Genomic DNA, 18,433 nt, shown 5'->3' with positions numbered 1-18,433 from the left:
TTGACGCTTGCGCTGCCGGGCCGCAAGTTTCGGCATGGCTCAGCGCGGCCTGGGCACGGTCCGCCGCAGCGTTTTCAGGAGTTCGAGATGGCGATTTGGAACAACCTCTTGTCGCGCCGGCAGGCGGCCGCAGTGATGGTCGGCACGGCGCTGTCGTTCGGCATCACCAGCGCGGCTTCGGCTGCCGAGGGCCAGCTGCGCATCGCCAAGCAGTTCGGCGTCGTCTACCTGCTGCTCGACGTCGCCGCCGAGCAGAAGCTGATCGAGAAACACGGCAAGGCGGCCGGCGTCGACATCAAGGTCGAGTTCCTGCAGCTCTCCGGCGGCGCGGCGGTCAACGACGCCCTGCTCTCGAACTCGATCGAGATCGCCGGTGCCGGTGTCGGCCCGCTGTTCACGCTGTGGGATCGCACCAAGGGCAGGCAGAACGTCAAGGGCGTCGCCTCGCTCGGCAACTTCCCCTACTACCTCGTCACCAACAACCCGAATGTGAAGACGATCGCCGACTTCACCGAGAAGGACAGGATCGCCCTGCCCGCCGTCGGCGTTTCCGTGCAGTCGCGCGTCCTGCAATGGGCCTCGGCCAAGCTCTGGGGCGACAAGGAGTTCGACCGGCTCGACAAGATCAGCGTCGCCCTGCCCCATCCCGAGGCTGCCGCCGCGATCATCAAGGGCGGCACCGAGATCACCGGCCATTTCGGCAACCCGCCCTTCCAGGAGCAGGAGCTGGCCGAGAACCCGAAAGCCCGCATCGTCTTGAATTCCTATGAGGTCCAGGGCGGACCCGCCTCCTCGACCGTGCTCTATGGCACCGAGAAATTCTACAAGGAGGCGCCGAAGACCTATCGCGCCTTCCTCGATGCGCTCGATGAAGCCGCGAAGTTGATCGCCGCCAATCCCGATGAGGCCGCCGATATCTATCTCAAGGCCAATGGCGGCAAGGGCGACCGCAAGCTCCTGCTCCAGGTCATCAAGAATCCCGAAGTGACCTTCAAGGTCGAGCCGCAGAACACGCTCGGCCTCGGCCAGTTCCTGCACCGTGTCGGCGCGATCAAGAACGAGCCGAAGGCACTGAGCGATTATTTCTTCACCGATCCGCGCATCGCCGCGGGCAGCTGAGAGCCAGCATGACGCTCGTCGCCGACGAACTCCTGCGCGACACCTCGGTGACCGAGATCCGGCAGTCGCGGGCGGCTCAGCGCGCGCCGGCTCCAGTGGCCGCTGCCGGCGCGGGGCCGCTCCTGCAGGTCGACGGCGTCAGCCTCGAATACCGCACCGCCGAGCACATCGTGCGCGCGACGCACCGGGTCGGCTTCGACGTTTACGAGGCCGACCGTTTCGTGCTGCTCGGCCCGTCCGGATGCGGCAAGTCGACCCTGCTCAAGGCCGTCGCCGGCTTCATCGCCCCGGTCGAGGGCGAGATTCGGCTCGGCGGCCGGCCGGTCAGCGGCCCCGGCCCCGACCGCATCGTTGTCTTCCAGGAGTTCGACCAGCTCCCGCCGTGGAAGACCGTGCTGCAGAACGTCACCTTCCCGCTCACAGCCTCGCGCACGCTCCCGCGCCGCGAGGCTGAAGAGAGGGCGCGCCACTATGTCGAGAAGGTCGGGCTCGCCAAATTCGCCGACAGCTATCCACACCAGCTCTCCGGCGGCATGAAGCAGCGGGTCGCGATCGCCCGCGCGCTCGCCATGCAGCCGAGCATCCTCCTGATGGACGAGCCCTTCGCCGCGCTCGACGCGCTGACCCGGCGCAGGATGCAGGAGGAACTGCTCGCGCTCTGGGACGAGGTCCGCTTCACCCTGCTCTTCGTCACTCATTCGATCGAGGAGGCGCTGATCGTCGGCAACCGCGTCGCGGTGCTCTCAGCCCATCCCGGCCGGCTGCGGGCGGAGTTCAACAGCCACGAATTCGATCTCGCCAGCACTGGCGGGGCACCGTTCCAGGCAGCCGTTCGGCGCCTGCACGAGCGGCTGTTCGAGCATGAGCACGCCGGTGCGGGAGAGGCACAACGATGAGCCTCGCCCAGCCGCCGATCCGGCCGGAATACGACCAGCCGCTGCCGCCCTTCGTCGCGACGGCACTCGAGCGGCCGCGCCCGCTGGTCGAGCGCCTCGCCGCGCAGGGCTGGCTGCGCAAGGGCCTGATACTTGTCGTCCTTGCCCTGCTCTGGGAGGCGCTGGCGCGCTGGCAGGACAACGAGCTCTTGCTACCCACCTTCCTCGCCACGGTTCAGGCCCTGTTCGAAGGGCTCGCAAGCGGCGAACTACTCCAACGCGCCCGGCTCTCGCTGGTCGTGCTGGCGCAAGGCTATGCGGCGGGGCTGGCGCTCGCTTTCCTGCTGACCACGCTCGCCATCTCGACCCAGATCGGGCGCGACCTGCTCTCGACGCTGACCGCGATGTTCAACCCGTTGCCGGCGATCGCGCTCTTACCCTTGGCTCTGCTCTGGTTCGGCCTCGGTTCGGGCAGCCTGATCTTCGTGCTGATCCATTCGGTGCTCTGGCCGGTCGCGCTCAACACCTTCGCCGGTTTCCAGGGCGTGCCCGACACATTGCGCATGGCCGGCCGCAATTACGGGCTCACGGGCCTGCGCTATGTCTTCGGCATCCTCGTACCGGCGGCGCTGCCGGCGATTCTGTCCGGCCTCAAGATCGGCTGGGCCTTCGCCTGGCGTACGCTGATCGCCGCCGAGCTCGTCTTCGGCGCTTCCTCGGGGCGCGGCGGCCTCGGCTGGTACATCTTCCAGAACCGCAACGAACTCTATACCGACAAGGTCTTCGCCGGCTTGCTCCTGGTGATCCTGATCGGCCTCGTCGTCGAGAACCTCGTCTTCGCGGCGATCGAGAGGACGACGATCAGGCGCTGGGGCATGGCGCGCTGATGCCGCTTTCCTCGCTGACCCATGCCTTCCTGAACGGGTTCCCGACAATGACCGCTGCCCTGCATGCCACGGACGCTCCTCACGGCGCGCTCTCCGAAGTTTCCGCTGGAGACGACGCGCAAACGCTGCTGCGGGCGCGCTATCGCGCCGAGGGCCAGCCGGAACCGGCGCAGTGGAACGAGGTCATCGGCCAGATCCTGGCGCATCGCTCGGTGCGCTCCTACAAGCCCGATCCGCTGCCCGAAGGCACGATCGAGACATTGGTCGCGGCCGGGCAATCCGCAGCCAGCTCCTCCAATCTGCAGACCTGGAGCGTGGTTGCGGTCTCGGACCCTGCCCGCAAGGCGCGCCTCGCCGAGGTCACGGGCAACCAGAAGCACATCCTGCAGGCTCCGACGCTGCTGGTCTTCCTCGCCGATCTCAGCCGGCTGTGCGAACTGGGAGCCGCTCGCGAGCATGCAGTCGATGCCCTCGACTATCTCGAGACCCTGTTCGTCGGCATCATTGACGCCGCGCTCGCCGCGCAGAACGCGGTTCTGGCCGCCGAGAGCCTCGGCCTTGGCACGGTCTATATCGGCGCGCTGCGCAACGATCCCGAACGGGTGGCCCGGGAGCTCGGGCTGCCGCCGAAGGTCTTCCCGGTGTTTGGCCTCTGCGTCGGCTATCCCGCTCCCGAGGTCGTCACCGGGATCAAGCCGCGGCTTTCGCCCGCCCTTGTCCTCCACCGCGAGCAATACGGCGCCGGCTACGCGCCGGAGCCGATAGCGGCTTATGACGGAGCGATCCAGGACTTCCAAAGCGAGCAGAAGATCCCGCAGGTGCCATGGTCGCGCCAGGCGCTCGCCCGTGTCGCCGGTCCGCAATCCCTCAGCGGTCGCGACCGCATCCGCGATGCATTGACCGCGCTCGGCTTCGCGCTGCGTTGAGGTGCACTCACGGCTGCAGCACTATAGTGGTGCGGGACAGGAATGACGGAGCCCCGTTTCCGCGGGATCGACGATGAGCTGGATCGAAGTCACTTATCATCTGCGCGGCGCGCCTGAGGATGCCGAGGCGCGGGCGAGAGCAATCGCCATCGAGCAGAGCATCGAGATGCCGCCCGAGGCGGTCGATGACCCCTATGTGCTCGGTGAGATCCTCGGCCGTGTCGTCGCGGTTGAGCCAAAGGGCAACGGCCTGCATGCGATCCGCATCCTGCTCTCGGCCGCGACGGTGGGCGACGATGCCGGCCAGCTTCTCAACATGCTGTTCGGCAACTCCTCGCTGCACGATGAACTGACGCTCGCCGAGATCGCGTTGCCACCGGAGCTGCGCACTGCGCTCGGCGATGGCCCGCAGATTGGCCTCGACGGCCTGCGCCAGCGCGTTGACGCGAGAGCGCGAGCCCTGACCTGTTCGGCTCTGAAACCGCAAGGACTGCCACCGGAGGAGCTGGCGCGACTGGCGGAGGCCTTTGCGCTGGGCGGCATCGATTACGTCAAGGATGATCACGGGCTGGCGACGCAAGCCTACAGCCCGTTCCCGCAGCGCGTCGCAGCCTGCGCCGCTTCGGTGCGTCGCGCCGTCTCGCAGACGGGTCATCCGACCCGCTATGTGCCGAGCCTTTCCGGCAGCCTCGACGCCGTACGCGAGCAGTTGCGCATCACCGGCGAGGAAGGGCTCGACACCGCGATGGTCGCACCGGCGATCCTCGGTCTCTCCAACGTTCAGGCGTTGAGGCGCGACTATCCGCAGATTGCGTTCTTCGCCCATCCGAGCCTGGCCGGCGCGGCACGGATCGATCCGGCCTGCCTGAGCACGCTCTGGCGGCTTGCCGGCGTCGATGCGGTGATTTTCCCCAACCATGGCGGCCGCTTCGGCTATTCCGCTGAGACCTGTAGGCGTATTGCCGAGGCCGCGCTTGCGCCCGAGCCTGGGCTCGCGGCGAGCGCCCCGGTTCCAGCCGGCGGCATGAGCGTTGCGCGCGTGCCGGAGATACTCGACTTCTATGGCCGCGACGTCATGCTGCTGATCGGCGGCAACCTGCTCGCCGAAGGCGACAGGCTGAGGCAAGCCACCGCCGAGTTCGTCGCGCAGGTCCACCACCACTCGCAAGCGCAAGTCCGGGCGGAATCCCATGTCTGACGCCATCAAGGACGAGACATCGCTGCGCCGTCACGAAGACGGCTTCGCCTGGCAGGGCGTCGAACGCCTCGCCTACAAGCAGGATGGCGATGCGCCGTTCCACGACGTCTCCCGCCAGATCCTGTTCTCGCGGCCCGACCTCGCCGGCGAGTTGCGCTATTTCGAGATCGGTCCCGGCGGCCATACCACGCTGGAGCGCCATGGCCATGTCCATGGCGTCGTCATCGTGCGTGGACGCGGGCGCTGCCTCGTCGGCTCTGAAGTAAGCGAGATCGGCCCGCTCGACCTCGTCACGATCCCCGGCTGGACCTGGCATCAGTTCAAGGCCGCGCCCGACGAACCGCTCGGCTTTCTCTGCCTGGTCGACGCCACCCGCGACCGCCCTGCTTTGCCGACACCTGAGGAGCTGGCGACCTTACGAGCCTCGCCGGAGGTCGCCGCCTTCCTCGACGGCTGAGCGCGGCCTAGCGTCATCACTAAAAGGCTGCTGCCCGCGGAGAGCGCCGTTCTCCGGCCGTCCCTCCGTAAGCGTCCTCGCTTTGCAGTCCCCGCAAAATAGATCGATATACTGTACCTTTATGTGGGGGATGGGCAGTGCTGACCAACAAGGGCAAATACGGCATCAAGGCGATGGTCCATCTCGCGACGCTCCAAGCTGGAGAGACCGCCCAGATCGCCGAGATCGCCCAGCGCAACAACATCTCGAAGAAGTTTCTCGACGCCATCCTGCTGGATCTGCGCAATGCCGGCATGCTGCGCAGCAAGAAGGGTCCGGGCGGCGGATACGCGCTGGCGAAGCCGGCCCGGACCATCAAGGTCGGAGCGGTCATCCGCGCCCTCGAAGGACCGATCGCGCCGATCGACTGCGCCAGCCAGTCGGCCTTCAGGCCATGCCAGGACTGCGGTGACATCGAAGCTTGCGTCGTCCGCTCTGTAATGCGCGAGGTGCGCGACGCGATGGCGGCAGTCGTCGACAATACGACCATCGCCGATCTCGTCAGCCGCGCCGCAGCTCACAAGCCGGAGATCGACTTCGCGATCTGAAATCAATTCGTCTCTGGACGGATCATCACAACGACTCGGCGATCTTCCAGCCGACATATCCAAGCAGTGCAAACCAGCTCAGCGTGACAGCCGCGATCGCGGTTCCAAGAATCCCGCCGACGATCTTGTCGCTGACGGACGCCTCCCGGGCCGCTTCGGCGACGATCTCGGACAGGGGCGGGTCCAGCGGCCTCTCAAGCGAGCGGTCACCACCGTGTCTGACGGCGCGGCAATCCGGTGGCGGATGAGGTGCCGAGTCCTGTCCGCCGGCGGTAGCGGCGACGAGCGCGCCATTCCATTCCACCTGCCGGTGGAAGGTGTCTACAAGCCGTGAAGATGGGACGAGGGCCACGTCGCGCTTCGACGATATCCTGCGCCCGAGCTTGATCATCGGGCGTTCAACCACCCGATAGACCAGCCAGGACAGCAGCAAGGTCAGGCCGGTGCAGACCAGCATCGTGGCGATGTCGCCGAGCTGTCCGGTCAAGGGCAGGACGCGATAGACGGCGGCGTTGACCATGCCGTGGAACAGATACATCGAATAGCTGGTCAGTCCGATCCGCGCGAGCAGGGGCGAGCGCGGCCGCTCCAGTCTGATCGCGGCGAGGAAGACCGCGAAAGCGAGGACGTAGGCGCTCAGGACAGGCCGTAGTCCCTCCATGACGAAATTGTCGCCGCGCGCCAGGGAAAACTGCGAGACCGAGAGCAGCGCGGCGAGCTGAACGAGCACGAGAATCACGGCCGAGAGGCGCGCTCCCCGCATCCGCTCGACCAGCCATAACCGCAGCAGCAGGCCGAGGAACAGAAAGGACAGATGCATGCCGAGATACTGGATCGGTAGGTTGACGACGCCGTGCGTGCGCAGCTGGATGGGCAGGACCGTCGCGGTGATCAGGGCGAGGCTTAGGGCCAGCAGAACGCCAACATGTTTCAGCGTCCCCGCGAAAAACAGCAGCGCGACGAGAACGTAGAAGAGCAACTCGATGAACAGGGTCCAGTGGATCGGCGAGAGCCAGGGCTGGCTGAAGAGAGGCGGCGCCATGGTCAGGTTGGCGAGCACGGTCGCCGTCCTTGGCGCGTCTCCGGCGAGCCAGGCCGTCGTCGCGAGCACTGCCAGCGCCAGCCACAGCGCCGGATAGAGCCGAAACAAACGCGAGACGGCGAAATGCCGGAGCGGCCGCTCGCCGCCGATGCTGAACGGCACGACGAAACCGCTGATCAGGAAGAACAGCGCCACGCCAAAGCGGCCGAGACTCAGATTCTGGACGAGCGCCTGGGCGAGCGTGCTCATCGGGCCGGTTGCGGACGGGACCTGCCTGAGCAGGTCGCCGAACATGTGCTCGACCATCACGGCAAGCGCCGCGATCGCGCGCAATGCGTCGAGATTGGCATAGCGCTGGCGTGGCGTGGAGGGACTCATCGCGGCAGGAGCCCCAGCGCGCGGCGGGTCGCCGCGTCGAAGCCCGGACCGGTCTCGTTCTCGGCGAGCGCGAACCCGCCCGTCCCGGCATAGGTCCAGCACGCCCAGGCGAAGCCGTGCGCCTCGGCGAGTTCGCGCATGTCGCGCAACCAGGTCTCGCGTGCAGTCGAGCCCTCGGGCGTGCTGAGATAGGGTGTTCTGTTGATCCCGAACTCACCGAGCAGGATGGCATGGGCGGGCAGGTGCTGCGCGCTGCACCAGGCACTCACCTGTCGAAAGGTCTTTTCGAGGGCCGAACGATCGAAGCCGGCATAGCGCGCGAGCGTCCGCTCCGCCTGTCGCGCCTGCTCCAAGGCGGGGCCGTCGAGATTGAGGCTGCTGATACGTCGCCGGCTCGCCGCGATCATCGCCTCGGCTGAGACCGGCGCCGGATAGGCGATCGCGTCCAGCGCATAGGCGGGATTTCCACGCACCCCTTGGTGGGTGAACTGCCAGGGCGAGTAGTCGTGATAGGTATAGAGCAGGCGGGCATCGCCGGCGAACGGGCGCATGTCGAGCGCAGCCAGCGCTGCCGCCGCGTTCATCGAGCCGCCGCCCAGCACGAGCGGCAGTGTCGCCGAGCCGCTGCGCGCGGCCCTGTAGGTGGCTTCGAGCATGGGCTGCCAGGCCGCTTGCGGTAGCTCCGGCTCGTTCATCAGCTCGAATGCGAGCCTCGGCGTCCCTGTAGTCGCTATGTCCTGCGCCAGTTGCCCCAGGCGCGCGGCCAGGCGCTGCTGCAAGGCCAATACGGCCCGGAAATTCGGCGTATCGACGCCCGCCGTCAGTGCAGCGGGGCGATAGGCCGGATTCATCACGCTCGGATGCAGGTCGACGATCACGCCAAGATCAGCGTCGAGCAGGTCGCGCACCGTGCCGATGAGGCGCTCGTCGAGTTGGTCGCGAGCCGTGCCGGAGAAGGCCAGAAAAGGACCGACATCGACAGCCAGGCGTACGAAATCGAAGCCGGCGGCACGGATCGCCTGCCGCTGTGCCAGGTCGAAGCGAAAGCGCGGCGCCGAGAATGGCGCCTGGCCATAGGAGCCGTCGGCCTCGACATCGGCCCATCCCCATGCGTGAGAGACGCCGATGCCGCGGCGAAACAGCGGGGGGTCGCTGCCGGGTCCGCTAGCGGCCTGCAGCGTCCCGAAGGAGGCGAGCGTCGCGAGGCCGGCAAGGCCGCCGAGGACGGAGCGGCGGCTCGTCATGATGCCATCCCCCAATCGCCACCCAGGCCGGGATAGCGTGCCGTCAAGGCACCATCGAGGATGCTCATGTCTTCCCGATCCGCGAAGCGCGCAGCAAGACCCCGCAGCGAGGCGTCGCGAAGTGCCGGGTCGATCGTGCGCGACGGCACGAAGCGGACACCGCTCCAGCCCTCGGCCGCGAAGCTGCGGACATAGTCGGCGGGACGCTGCCGGTTCGGCTGCCCCGGAAAACGGAAGAGCCGGTAGACCGCCTCCGGGTAGCGATAGATGTTGTTCGGGTCACGCTCGCGGATCCAGCGCGAATGCGTCTGCAGATCGATGATGTGGACGCTCTCGCAACCCGGCCGGGCGACCTGCGTCAGGCCCGCAATCGCCTCCGCAGGGCCGTCATAGTGCTCGAATGCGGCGCAGCTGACGATCAGGTCGAAGCTCCGCCCCTCGGCCAGGCGCGGGATGTCGAAATCCCGCCCGACGGCATAGCCGAACTCACGCGCGCCTAAGCTGCAGGCAATGGCCCGGGCGCGCTTCCGGTCGGCCTCGCCACCCTCTGGGAAGCGGTCGAGCAGTTGCTCATAGAAGGCCGGGTCCTCGTCGCCGGCGAGGTCGAAGACATCGATGGCGTGATAGGAACGCGCCCCGAGCGCAAGGAAGAGCACGCCGTTGCCGCGCGACGCGCCGGGGCTCAGCTCCAGCACGTCGCGACCGCGCAGACCGACATAAGGCGGCAGGAAGCGGCGGAGCGCAGCGAAGATGTCGAGGAGATAGGCGATCTTCCCCTCGACATCCGATTTCGTGACGCGGTTCGGCGTGGAGTAGCCGTGCAGCCTGCTCTTGCCCCAGGCCAGGCCGAGGAAACCGAGGCCGAGGATCGTCATTTCGAGATTCCGCAGGACAGGCGTCATCACCGCCCCCCGAATTCGACGCGTGCCCGCAGGCCGGCACCGCCATGCCGCATGTTGCCCGGCCGCCAGCCGAGAAGCGCGCTCTCGTAGACATCCATGGTGCGCTCGACGATTGCGCCCCAGCCGAAGGAATCGAGGACTCGGGCGGCGCGCTCCGCGCCTTCGGCCGTGCTGGGCGCGGCGAGCCTCAGCCGCATCGCGTCTGCGAGCGCATCGACCTCGCCCAAGGGGAAATAGCTGTCCCTCCCGAGATCGAGCGCGAGATTCGCGTCGATGTCGCTCGCGAGGCAGGGAGCCCCGTAGCTGAGGGCCTCGAGCAGCACCATCGGCATGCCTTCATGGCTCGAGGGCAGAACGAACAAACCTGTGTGCCGATAGAGTTGGGACAGGGCCTTGCCGCGCTGGAAGCCTGCCATCACAACGCCGGGGGTCGCCGCGGCCGCCGCCTCGACCTCGCGCTGATAGGGACCAGCGTGATCGGCGGTGCCGGCGATGACGAGCTTGAGGCCGGGATCGTTCAGGCGCGCGAAGGCCGTGATCAGATCGAGATGCCGCTTCTCTTCGACGATCCTGCCGACGCTCAGAATATAGCGACCTGGCGTGACCTGGATGCGGTCGAGATAGGAGGTGTCCAGCTTCGGAAACGGGTTTTCGACCCCGTTCGGAATGAAGATCGCGCCGACGCTGAATTTGCGGCGGACGCTGTCGACGATCACCTTCGAGACGCCGATATTCGCATGGGAGAACAGCATTCCCATCGCTTCGCCGGTCCGCAGGATGGATTTGGCGAGGCGCCCCCATTTCTGGCGCTCATAGTCGAAGCCGTGATGCGTCACCACGACGTGGAGGCCGAGCAGGCGCGCGAAGGGGGTCAGCAGCGCCGGCCCGATCGCATGGATATGCACGAGGTCCGGATTGCGCCCGGCCGCGACGATGAGGCCCAGGGCCGTATGCGCCAGCGCCTCGAAGCTCCGCGAGCGCGGTGCCCAGACCGGCGTGACTGTGACGCCTTTCCAAGTATAGGGCCGTTGCGACGGAAGATACGGCGCACGGCCGAGCACTTCGACCTGCCAACCCCGTTCCGCCAGGCGCGCCGAGATCGCGGCAACGTGGGTTTCGACCCCTCCCTGAATCTCGGGGACGCCGCGCAAGCCGACAAAGATCACCTTCCGTTCGGGCGGGTTTGCATCGATCGGCGGGATCAAGGTGTACATCAGCCGAGCGCCTCATACAGGTCCATGGTGCGGTCGCGGTATCCGTCGGGCGAGAACTCCCGGCTAACCCAATCGCGACCGGCCGCGCCCAGACCAGCGCGTGCGGTGGGCGATAGGCTCGCAAGCGCAGCGAGCGCATCGGCCAGCATCGCGGGGCTGCCCGGCTCCACCAGGAGGCCGGTCTCACCATCGGCGACCAGCTCCGGAATGCCGCCGATCCGCGTGCCGATGACCGGGCGCCCGAGCGCGTAAGCTTCGAGGACGCTGATCGGCGCGTTCTCGTACCATTCGGAGGGGAGAACCAGCGCCAGCGCCTCGCCGATCAGCCGCTTCAGCTCCGGCTTGTCGAGATGACCGGCGAAGACGACATCGGCACCGAGATTCCATGCGAGATGGCGCAGGGCGGGCTCTTCGGGCCCGGTGCCGGCCAGGACCAGTCGCTGGCGCGACAGCGCGGCGGCACGCACGAGCGTGACCAGCCCCTTCTCCGGCGCGAGCCGCCCCGCATAGACGAAATAGTCGTCCTCATGAAACGCAGGCGAATACTGGCTCGTATCGATGCAGTTCGGGATGTAGGTGATGCGGCTTGCGTCCCATCCCCATTCCACCAGCTTGTCGCGGTAGAAGCGGCTCGGCGCGATCAGGCGGTCGATGGTGTTGCGGTAGAGGCCGAGGCTGCGGTGGACCAGCGTCTCCATCAGCACGAGCCCGCTCACCAGCGCCGAATCCTTGACGCAGCGATGGAGCAGGACGTTGTGGATCCGCCCGCCATGGCAGCGTTCGCAGACACGGCCTTGGCTCAGCATTTTGTAGGCCGGGCAGCCGATCTTCAGATCGTGGGCCGTCATGACCAGCGGCACGCCCTCGGCCTTGAGCGCGCCGAAGATCGACGGCGAGATGTGGTGATAGACGTTGTGGGCGTGCGCGATCGTCGGCGGCGCCCGGCCGATCAGGGCACGGATCTTCCGGCGGGCCTCCAGCGAGAAGATGATCTTCGCAGCCTGCCTTGCCTTCGTGATCGGGCCGCCGACCCCGCCATACTCGATCTCGGAAACGAAATAGTCGGACCAGGCGCTCGGCAGGTTGGCGGGGTGCTGCATCGCGAAGGGCACGACCTCCCAGCCGGCCGCGGCGAACAAGTCGATATGGTCGAGGAAGACGCTCTCGGCGCCGCCGCGTCGATAGAAGTAGTTGTTGATGGCCAGGAGCCGCCGGGCGCACGTCATCTCGCCTGCTCCCGCAGCCCCATGCGCTCAAGCGCCGCGTCGACGGTCAGCACCTGGCAACCGCGTGCGAGCGCGTAGCCGACGAGTAGCCGGAAGCTGGCCGGTGTACAGCCATAGGGCGTCGGCCTCGGCGAGATGTCGTGCGTGAAGAAGATCAGCCAGCCGGGGTTGGCCACGAGCGCCTCGATCCAGCGAGCCAGTCCCAGGACATGCTGCTGCGGCTGCCGGATTTCGACCGCCCGAAGGAAAGTCGGGTCCGTCGGCCCGCGATTGATCCCTTCGCCTGCCGCACGGCAGGTCCGGAAGGCGTCGGCGAGGAGGCTCCGTTTGCCGAAGGAGCCATTGTTGTAGGGATAGGCGAAGTTGCGTCGGCCCGGCCGTGGGTCGATCCCGTCGAGATAGCGCGCATTTCGCGCTAGATCCTCGACCAGGGCATCACCGTCGACATGCCGCAGATCCCGGTGCGCATAGCTATGGCACCCGATCTCGTGGCCGCGCGCCGCGAGCTCCCTGCAGCCCGCCAGATCGATCAGGGTGCGATCCGGCTCGATGCGCCCTTCCAGGCTACCGGAAATGTAGAATGTGCCACGCACGCCGTCCGCTTCGAGGATCGCCGCGCCCAGGTCGAGAGCGGAAGCGGGCACGTCGTCGAAGGTGAATGAGACGATCGGCTCGCGTGTCGGCACCTGCATGACCTGCCATGGCGCGGCCCGGATCAGCCGGTTCTCGAGTCGGCTGGCGTACTGATCGATCAGCGCCGGCAGGCGGGCAGTGCGTTCGGACAGGGCGGGAATCGTGACCGCGTTAGACATGGGCCGGCTCCATGCCGCGCCGATGATTTGCCGGCTCTCTGATTTCGTGCGCGTTTGCCTGGAGATGAAGGCCGAAGATCGAGACGACCAGCATGAACCAAATGAGGCTGCCCGACTGGAAGAACAGGCTCTCGACGCAAGCGACCAGGATCCCGTAGAGCCAGATCCGCACGAAGAGGCGCGTCAATGCGGGATCATTCGCCGTGGCCTCGGCCCGGGCGATGTCGCGCAGTGGCAGCCAGACCAGCAGGACCAGCGTCAGGACGAGGCCAGGAATGCCCGCGGTGATCGCCACGTCGAGATAGGCGTTGTGGCCGTTGAAGGCGGCGAAGGCCCAGCTTGCCGCCGCGCCGCCCTTGTGGACCATGTCGTCGGTCTGCCAGAACAGCTGGAAGCCGTGGCCGGTCAGCGGGTTGTCCATGGCGGCGGCAGCGCCGATCTTCCAGATGTCGATGCGGTTGGTGAAGGTCGGATCGATGCCGAGCTGCGCGACCAGATCGCGCATGGCTGGTGATATCGAGCAGCCAATCGTCAGGATGTTGACGGCGGCGATCCCCAGAACAACCATCGGGATCCGCGCGGAGCGCCAACGCTCGAAAACCCAGGCGATTGCAAGAATGCCGGGCAACGCCATACCGGCGGATTTTCCGCCGGTATGGCTCAGGAAGACGACCGCCAGCAGTGTCATCAACCCGCCGACGAGCCGGCGGCCGGTGCTGAACAGATAGAGTCCGGCGAAGCTTATGACCACCATCGCCGCGGCTGCGACGTTCTTGTGCGCGAAATGGCCGCGCCAGAGCCCGGCATTCATCGGCTCGCGGACCTCGCTGGCCTGATGAACCGCGAGCTGCGGCATCAGGGCGATGCCGAGATAGGCGAGCCCCAGCGCGCCGAGGCAGCAGAGCGCGACCATGCCGGCGAATTGGCGCTCGGAGCGCGGCAGCAGCAGCAAGATGCTGCCATTCACGATGGTGAGCGTAGCCAGGAAAACGCGCTTGAGCGCCAGGTCAGGTTGCGACGAGGCGGCCGAGACGATCGCGAACCAGAGGAGCAGCGCGATCAGGATACCGCGCGGACGCGCGACCAGGTGGCGCGCCGGCGAACAGAAGACCGTCAGCCACAGGGCCGCCGTCAAGCTAAGATAGATGATCTGATTGAGCGTGTTCGACTTAGCCGTCGCGGCGTCGTTCGTGCCGGCCGCCGACAGGTCGATGAACGGCGTTAGCGTGACCAGGTAGAACAGCAGCGTCGCCGTGAACAGCAGTGCCCCAAGGGTGCCGACAGTCGAGCGCGCGCGCATCTCGTTCGTCTGGCTCATGGCGCTGCGCTCCTGCCGGACCGCAGCTCGCCGAGATAACCGAGGGCCAGGAGCGCGCCCGCTGAGAGAAGCACGCCCAGCGCCATGCCTGCCGCAGCCGCGATGATCGGGCGAGGCGGCCAGGTCGAGCGCGATGGGGCAGCCGCAGCCGTGATCACCCGGACATCCGTCGCGTCGATCTGTTGCCGTTGGGCGGCCTCGCCCGCCCGGGTCAGAAAGGTCTGGTAGAGCGCGGTCTTGGCGCTTGCCTCGCGCTCGAGTTCCCGCAGCTTCACCTGGGCCTGGTCGTCGGCTGAGACGCTCCCGCGCAGCGTGCGTGTCTCGCCGGTCAGTGCGTCGAGCGCCTTTCTGGCTTGGTCGACCTCGATGCGAGCCGCGCGCCGAAGCCGCTCGGTCTCCGATCTGATCGCCTTGGCCAGCGCATCGGCTTCGGCCAATATATTCATCAGCGAGGGGTGGCGCGGCCCCAGGGTCTTACCGAGCGCCGCAACCTGCCGGCGCAGGGCAGCCTCGTCGGCGAGCAATCCGGCGAGGATCTGCGACTGGACGCCGCCGCCTTGCGCGCCGTGCTCGGCGACCGCCCGCGTGACTTCGTTATAGCGCGCCTCCGCTTCGGCCAGCCGTGCCTTGGCGTCGGTCAGCTTTGCGCTCATCTGTTCCAGGGCTTCCCCGCTGAGCGGCTGCTTCGAGGCACCCTGCTGGAGACCATTGGCGCGGCGGAAAGCTTCGACCCGGTCTTCCGCCTCGGTCGCTGCGGCCTTGATCTCGCCGAGCCGGGCGGTCAGCCCTTGCGCCGCACGCCCGACCCGCTCCGCATCGGCCCGCACGACCTCCTCGCGAAAGGTCTCGGCAACGGCATTCGCGAGCCGCGCCGACATGGTCGCCTCGCTCGCCCAGACCGACAGGGATACGACATAGGACCGCTCCTGCCGGGCAACGGTGATGCGTCTCGCCAGAACGGCGGCGAGATCGGACCCATCAGCGGGTTGTCGTTGATCGGAAGCTACCAGGAAATCGAACAGCGGCGGCTTGCCGGCGAATTCCGGATCATTCCTGAGGGCGAGCTCGTCGACGACCCGGCGCAGGACGTTCCCCGAGGCGATCATCCTCATCTTGCTCTCGACATCCAGGATCTGGCTGTCGCTCTGCATATTCGTTGCGTAGAGATCGTTCGGAGCTATCAGCAGGTTGGATGGCGCGATCGTCAGCTCCGTCGTCGCCGTAAAGCGCGGCGTCAGCAGAAATGTGACGCCGACAGCCGCGATGGCGCCGACGAGGGCAGCAACCACCATCCAGAGCCAGCCGCGCAGCAGCCAGCCCAGAACCTGAGTGGCGCTGATCGCGCGGATGGGTGGCGCCGCCAATTCGACGCTTCGTCGATAAGGAGCCTCGTCCCCAGGGCGCATCTTGCTGCTGTCGGTCGTGAGGTACATGTCGACCCGCGTCAGTGAGAGTGCGCGCTTGTCTTGGACATTGCGGAGCTCTGTGCGGGCCGCGCGGGCCAAATCCTGAGATCAGGGAAGACATGCCGCCGTCGCGTGGGGTGACCGGAGCGGCAGGGGACGCGCCTCTGCTCCGGTGAACTTGCGTCACCTGGGGCACCGTGGATCGGAGCAAGCCTGACGGCCGCAATCGTGACCATGTCTCTCTCCGTATCCGCGAATTTTTCCAGGATTACATCTATAGGTTGTGATAATCTCCTATCATTAAGAAAACACAACCTTAGGTAGTCATCTCAATTAAACGTTAACCTTACCGGGGGCCGCCGCGCCGATGTCGAGCCGCGCTGGTGGCCACCGCAAATGGGGGAATTCCTTGGCAATAAGCGAAGAGGGCGCCGGTTCCCGAACCTGGTTCGCCCGTTCAATGCTCATCAACTACCTGCTGTCGAGCGGCTCCCTGGCAACGGCCAGCCTGTCACAGCTCGTGACCTTCGCCATTCTGGCGCGCGCGCTCGGGCCGACCGAGTTTGGCCTCTTCGTCCAAGTTTCGGCCGTGATCGCCGTGGCGGTCCAGTTTTGTGGCCTCGGCGCCTCCGACTGCCTGCTGCGCAGGGTGGCGCGCGAGCCCGAAAGCTATGCGAGCCTGCTTGGTCACAATCTTCTTTTGATTGGCCTCAGCGGAGCCGTCCTCGTCGTCAGCGGTGTTACGGCGATGTCGTCCTGGGTCCGCCTGAGCTCCGGCCCCTCTGTCGATGCGCTGACCCTGACGTTGCTGTTCTTCGGCAACGTCGTTCTCGTAAGGGTGATTCTCCTCGTCGAGACCGTCTTCCTCAGCCTCGGCCGGGTTCATGCGGCCAATCGCGCGGTCGTCGGCTTTGCTGTCGCGCGCATGGCCACCGCAGCTCTCGCCTGCCTGGTGTTCCAGATCTCGAGCCTGTCGGAATGGGCGCTCTGGCAGTGCGGCGGGAATCTTCTCTACGCCTTGGTTGGAGCAGCCTGGCTCTCGCCCCTCGGCCGGCCCCGGATCAAGATCCTGCGCGAGGAGCTGCAAGCTGGCCTGCTGTTCAGCTCGCAATTCATGGGGCGGGCGGTCCGCTCCAATGTCGACCTGCTGGTGATCGGCCTGTTCACCCCGATCGAGACGGTCGGAAGCTATGGCGTCGCCAGACGGATCATGGACAGCAGCTACCTTACGATAGATGCCCTCAACCGGCTGATCTATCCGCGCCTGGCGAGAGAGAGCCGTGATGGCCTGCATCTCGCCTTGCCCACAGCCAAACGGGCCCTGATCGCGGCGCTCGCGCTCGGCACGGCGACATTCCTCATCCTGTTCCTGCTGGCGCCCTGGCTTCCGGCCTTGTTCGGCCGCGACTATCACGACCTTCCGTTCTTCGTGCGTTGCCTCTCGGGAAGCATCATTCTCGTCGGCGCCTGGGCCGCTGCGATCGACCTGCTGGGCGCCTCGGGGCGACAGGATGCGAGGGCCTGGCTCCTGAACAGCGCCAATCTGCTGGGCAGCGTCCTCATCGCGGTGGCGACATGGTTGGCGGCGCCAATCGGCACCTTCATCGCGCTCTATGCGATCGACGGCGCGATCGTCGTGGCCGCGTGGCTCGTGGTGATCCGCCTCGTCCGGCGCAGTCGTCTGCATGCCGCCGGGCCAATTCGGGCGAGCCCCCTGCCCTTATAATCCGTCACTGACGATCCGGCTCTCGATCCAGGCCTCCGGGGCCTTCCGCGCCTGGAAAAAGCCGAGCGGCAAGGCGGCGGCATGGAATAGCCAGGCGACGACCGCATACAGACCAAGCGACAGGCTGCGCTGCCGCAGGCTCATCGCGCCGACGATGATGGCTGTCACGGCCGCATCGATCGCAAGCCCCAGGACCCGGCTCGGCAGGGCGAAGGGCAGCACGATCATCACGATCAGCCAGACATAGACCACGGCCCAGAGCTTCAGCTCCGGCAGATCCTCGACCAGGCGCCGCCATTGCGGCTTGCCGAGCGCAGCGCGCAGCAGTTCGCCGATCCCGCGCAGATAGCCCGATTTCCAACGCCGCAGGAGCAGCGTGTAGGCGTCGATCGCATGCCCGAAATGGCGGACGAAGCGGCGGTCGAGACGATGCAGGGCCCAGCCCCGCGCCCGCAGGCGCAGGCTCAGATCGAACTCCTCGTAGCCGTGCAGATTGCGGTCCGACAGATATCCGGCCTGCTCGATCGCTTCCCTTCGATAGAGGCCGCCGCCATTCATGCGGTCGATCGCGCCCGTCCGGTTCTCCGGCGAGACCCGGCGTCCGCGCCTGATGTATTCGAGACTCGTGTCGTTCATCTCCTCGACATGGCCCGTCACGCCGGCGGCGCGGGGATTGGACGAGAGATAGGCGAGCGCTTCAGGCAAGAAATCCGGATCGAGCAGCATGTCGCCGTCCATCAGGCAGATGAACGGCTCGCGGCTGTACTGGAAGCCGAGCTGCGGGCCGATACCGCAGCTCGGACGGATGGCCGGCTCGAGCTGGACGACACGGACGGGATAGGTCGTGGCGATGGCGAGCGTGCAATCGCGCGAGCCGCCATCGGCGACGATGACCTCGCCGCCGATCCCACCCAGCGCCGTCAGGACGCTTTCGATGGCGGCGCCGATCCTTGCCTCCTCGTTGAGCGTCTTCAGGATGACCGACACCGCCATCGCATCCGCCTAGATCACGATGATTTTGGATCGAACGGATCCAAAATCATAAAACGTGATCGATTCTAAGAGTTTAGAGCAGGATTTCTGCGAAAAACCGGTTCCCACTTTTTCGCATCCTGC

17 protein-coding genes are annotated in these 18,433 nt (G+C 66.5%); 8 read left to right on the top strand and 9 right to left on the bottom strand.

Features of this window, described 5'->3' with window-relative positions; translation table 11 throughout:
* The first annotated feature begins 87 nt into the window (after positions 1 to 87).
* The 7 genes from B6S44_RS26590 to B6S44_RS26560 all read left to right on the top strand — a co-directional run bounded on the left by B6S44_RS26590 (position 88) and on the right by B6S44_RS26560 (position 6,049).
* The gene (locus B6S44_RS26590; RefSeq protein WP_129159869.1) at positions 88 to 1,119 is read left to right on the top strand and encodes an ABC transporter substrate-binding protein; all 1,032 of its coding nucleotides are present in this window, start codon (positions 88 to 90) and stop codon (positions 1,117 to 1,119) included.
* Positions 1,120 to 1,127: 8 nt separating this feature from the next.
* Entirely contained in the window at positions 1,128 to 2,015 is an 888-nt protein-coding gene (locus B6S44_RS26585; RefSeq protein WP_129159868.1) for an ABC transporter ATP-binding protein, read from the top strand.
* Positions 2,012 to 2,881 (top strand): ABC transporter permease, encoded by an 870-nt coding sequence (locus B6S44_RS26580; RefSeq protein ID WP_129159867.1) that lies wholly within the window; start codon positions 2,012 to 2,014, stop codon positions 2,879 to 2,881. The genes B6S44_RS26585 and B6S44_RS26580 overlap by 4 nt, the downstream gene beginning before the upstream one ends.
* The gene (locus B6S44_RS26575) at positions 2,881 to 3,807 is read left to right on the top strand and encodes an NADPH-dependent oxidoreductase (protein ID WP_248309772.1); all 927 of its coding nucleotides are present in this window, start codon (positions 2,881 to 2,883) and stop codon (positions 3,805 to 3,807) included. Before B6S44_RS26580 ends, B6S44_RS26575 begins: the two co-directional genes overlap by 1 nt.
* A 73-nt stretch (positions 3,808 to 3,880) precedes the next feature.
* Positions 3,881 to 5,005, top strand: a complete 1,125-nt coding sequence (locus B6S44_RS26570; protein ID WP_129159866.1) for a RuBisCO large subunit C-terminal-like domain-containing protein — start codon at positions 3,881 to 3,883, stop codon at positions 5,003 to 5,005.
* A complete protein-coding gene (locus B6S44_RS26565) occupies positions 4,998 to 5,462 on the top strand; it encodes a cupin domain-containing protein (RefSeq protein WP_129159865.1) in 465 nt (154 codons plus the stop codon). The genes B6S44_RS26570 and B6S44_RS26565 overlap by 8 nt, the downstream gene beginning before the upstream one ends.
* Positions 5,463 to 5,599: 137 nt before the next feature.
* Positions 5,600 to 6,049: an RrF2 family transcriptional regulator gene (locus tag B6S44_RS26560; protein ID WP_129159864.1), complete on the top strand. Its 450-nt coding sequence runs from the start codon at positions 5,600 to 5,602 to the stop codon at positions 6,047 to 6,049.
* A 25-nt stretch (positions 6,050 to 6,074) separates the two neighbouring features.
* On the opposite strand, the gene B6S44_RS26555 is transcribed toward B6S44_RS26560, so the two are convergent.
* From B6S44_RS26555 to B6S44_RS26520, 8 genes are read right to left on the bottom strand one after another with little or no spacing between them, the layout of a single operon-like run.
* The gene (locus B6S44_RS26555) at positions 6,075 to 7,469 is read right to left on the bottom strand and encodes an acyltransferase family protein (protein WP_129159863.1); all 1,395 of its coding nucleotides are present in this window, start codon (positions 7,467 to 7,469) and stop codon (positions 6,075 to 6,077) included.
* Positions 7,466 to 8,713 carry a glycoside hydrolase family 5 protein gene (locus tag B6S44_RS26550; protein WP_129159862.1) on the bottom strand — a complete coding sequence of 416 codons (1,248 nt, stop codon included), beginning with the start codon at positions 8,711 to 8,713 and terminating at the stop codon, positions 7,466 to 7,468. The genes B6S44_RS26555 and B6S44_RS26550 overlap by 4 nt, the downstream gene beginning before the upstream one ends.
* A complete protein-coding gene (locus B6S44_RS26545) occupies positions 8,710 to 9,615 on the bottom strand; it encodes a methyltransferase domain-containing protein (RefSeq protein WP_129159861.1) in 906 nt (301 codons plus the stop codon). Before B6S44_RS26545 ends, B6S44_RS26550 begins: the two co-directional genes overlap by 4 nt.
* Positions 9,615 to 10,829, bottom strand: a complete 1,215-nt coding sequence (locus B6S44_RS26540; RefSeq protein ID WP_129159860.1) for a glycosyltransferase family 4 protein — start codon at positions 10,827 to 10,829, stop codon at positions 9,615 to 9,617. Before B6S44_RS26540 ends, B6S44_RS26545 begins: the two co-directional genes overlap by 1 nt.
* Positions 10,829 to 12,055: a glycosyltransferase family 4 protein gene (locus B6S44_RS26535; protein WP_129159859.1), complete on the bottom strand. Its 1,227-nt coding sequence runs from the start codon at positions 12,053 to 12,055 to the stop codon at positions 10,829 to 10,831. The genes B6S44_RS26540 and B6S44_RS26535 overlap by 1 nt, the downstream gene beginning before the upstream one ends.
* Complete coding sequence (locus B6S44_RS26530) at positions 12,052 to 12,840, bottom strand: polysaccharide deacetylase family protein (RefSeq protein ID WP_164985986.1); 789 nt, start codon at positions 12,838 to 12,840, stop codon at positions 12,052 to 12,054. The genes B6S44_RS26535 and B6S44_RS26530 overlap by 4 nt, the downstream gene beginning before the upstream one ends.
* Before the next feature lie 19 nt (positions 12,841 to 12,859).
* A complete protein-coding gene (locus tag B6S44_RS26525) occupies positions 12,860 to 14,185 on the bottom strand; it encodes an O-antigen ligase family protein (RefSeq protein WP_129159857.1) in 1,326 nt (441 codons plus the stop codon).
* Positions 14,182 to 15,618 carry a GumC family protein gene (locus tag B6S44_RS26520; protein ID WP_129159856.1) on the bottom strand — a complete coding sequence of 479 codons (1,437 nt, stop codon included), beginning with the start codon at positions 15,616 to 15,618 and terminating at the stop codon, positions 14,182 to 14,184. Before B6S44_RS26520 ends, B6S44_RS26525 begins: the two co-directional genes overlap by 4 nt.
* Positions 15,619 to 16,051: 433 nt before the next feature.
* On the opposite strand from B6S44_RS26520, the gene B6S44_RS26515 reads away from it, so the two are divergent.
* Positions 16,052 to 17,317: a lipopolysaccharide biosynthesis protein gene (locus B6S44_RS26515; RefSeq protein WP_164985974.1), complete on the top strand. Its 1,266-nt coding sequence runs from the start codon at positions 16,052 to 16,054 to the stop codon at positions 17,315 to 17,317.
* Here the strand turns inward: B6S44_RS26515 and B6S44_RS26510 are convergent.
* A complete protein-coding gene (locus B6S44_RS26510; protein ID WP_129159854.1) occupies positions 17,312 to 18,310 on the bottom strand; it encodes a glycosyltransferase family 2 protein in 999 nt (332 codons plus the stop codon). The genes B6S44_RS26515 and B6S44_RS26510 overlap by 6 nt on opposite strands.
* Positions 18,311 to 18,433: the final 123 nt, after the last annotated feature.

This window comes from Allobosea sp. Tri-44 (genome assembly GCF_004123845.1).
In the GTDB taxonomy this organism is placed as follows: domain Bacteria; phylum Pseudomonadota; class Alphaproteobacteria; order Rhizobiales; family Beijerinckiaceae; genus Allobosea.
Note: the sequence above shows the minus strand (reverse complement) of the source record. Positions and strands in the feature narration are given on the sequence as shown.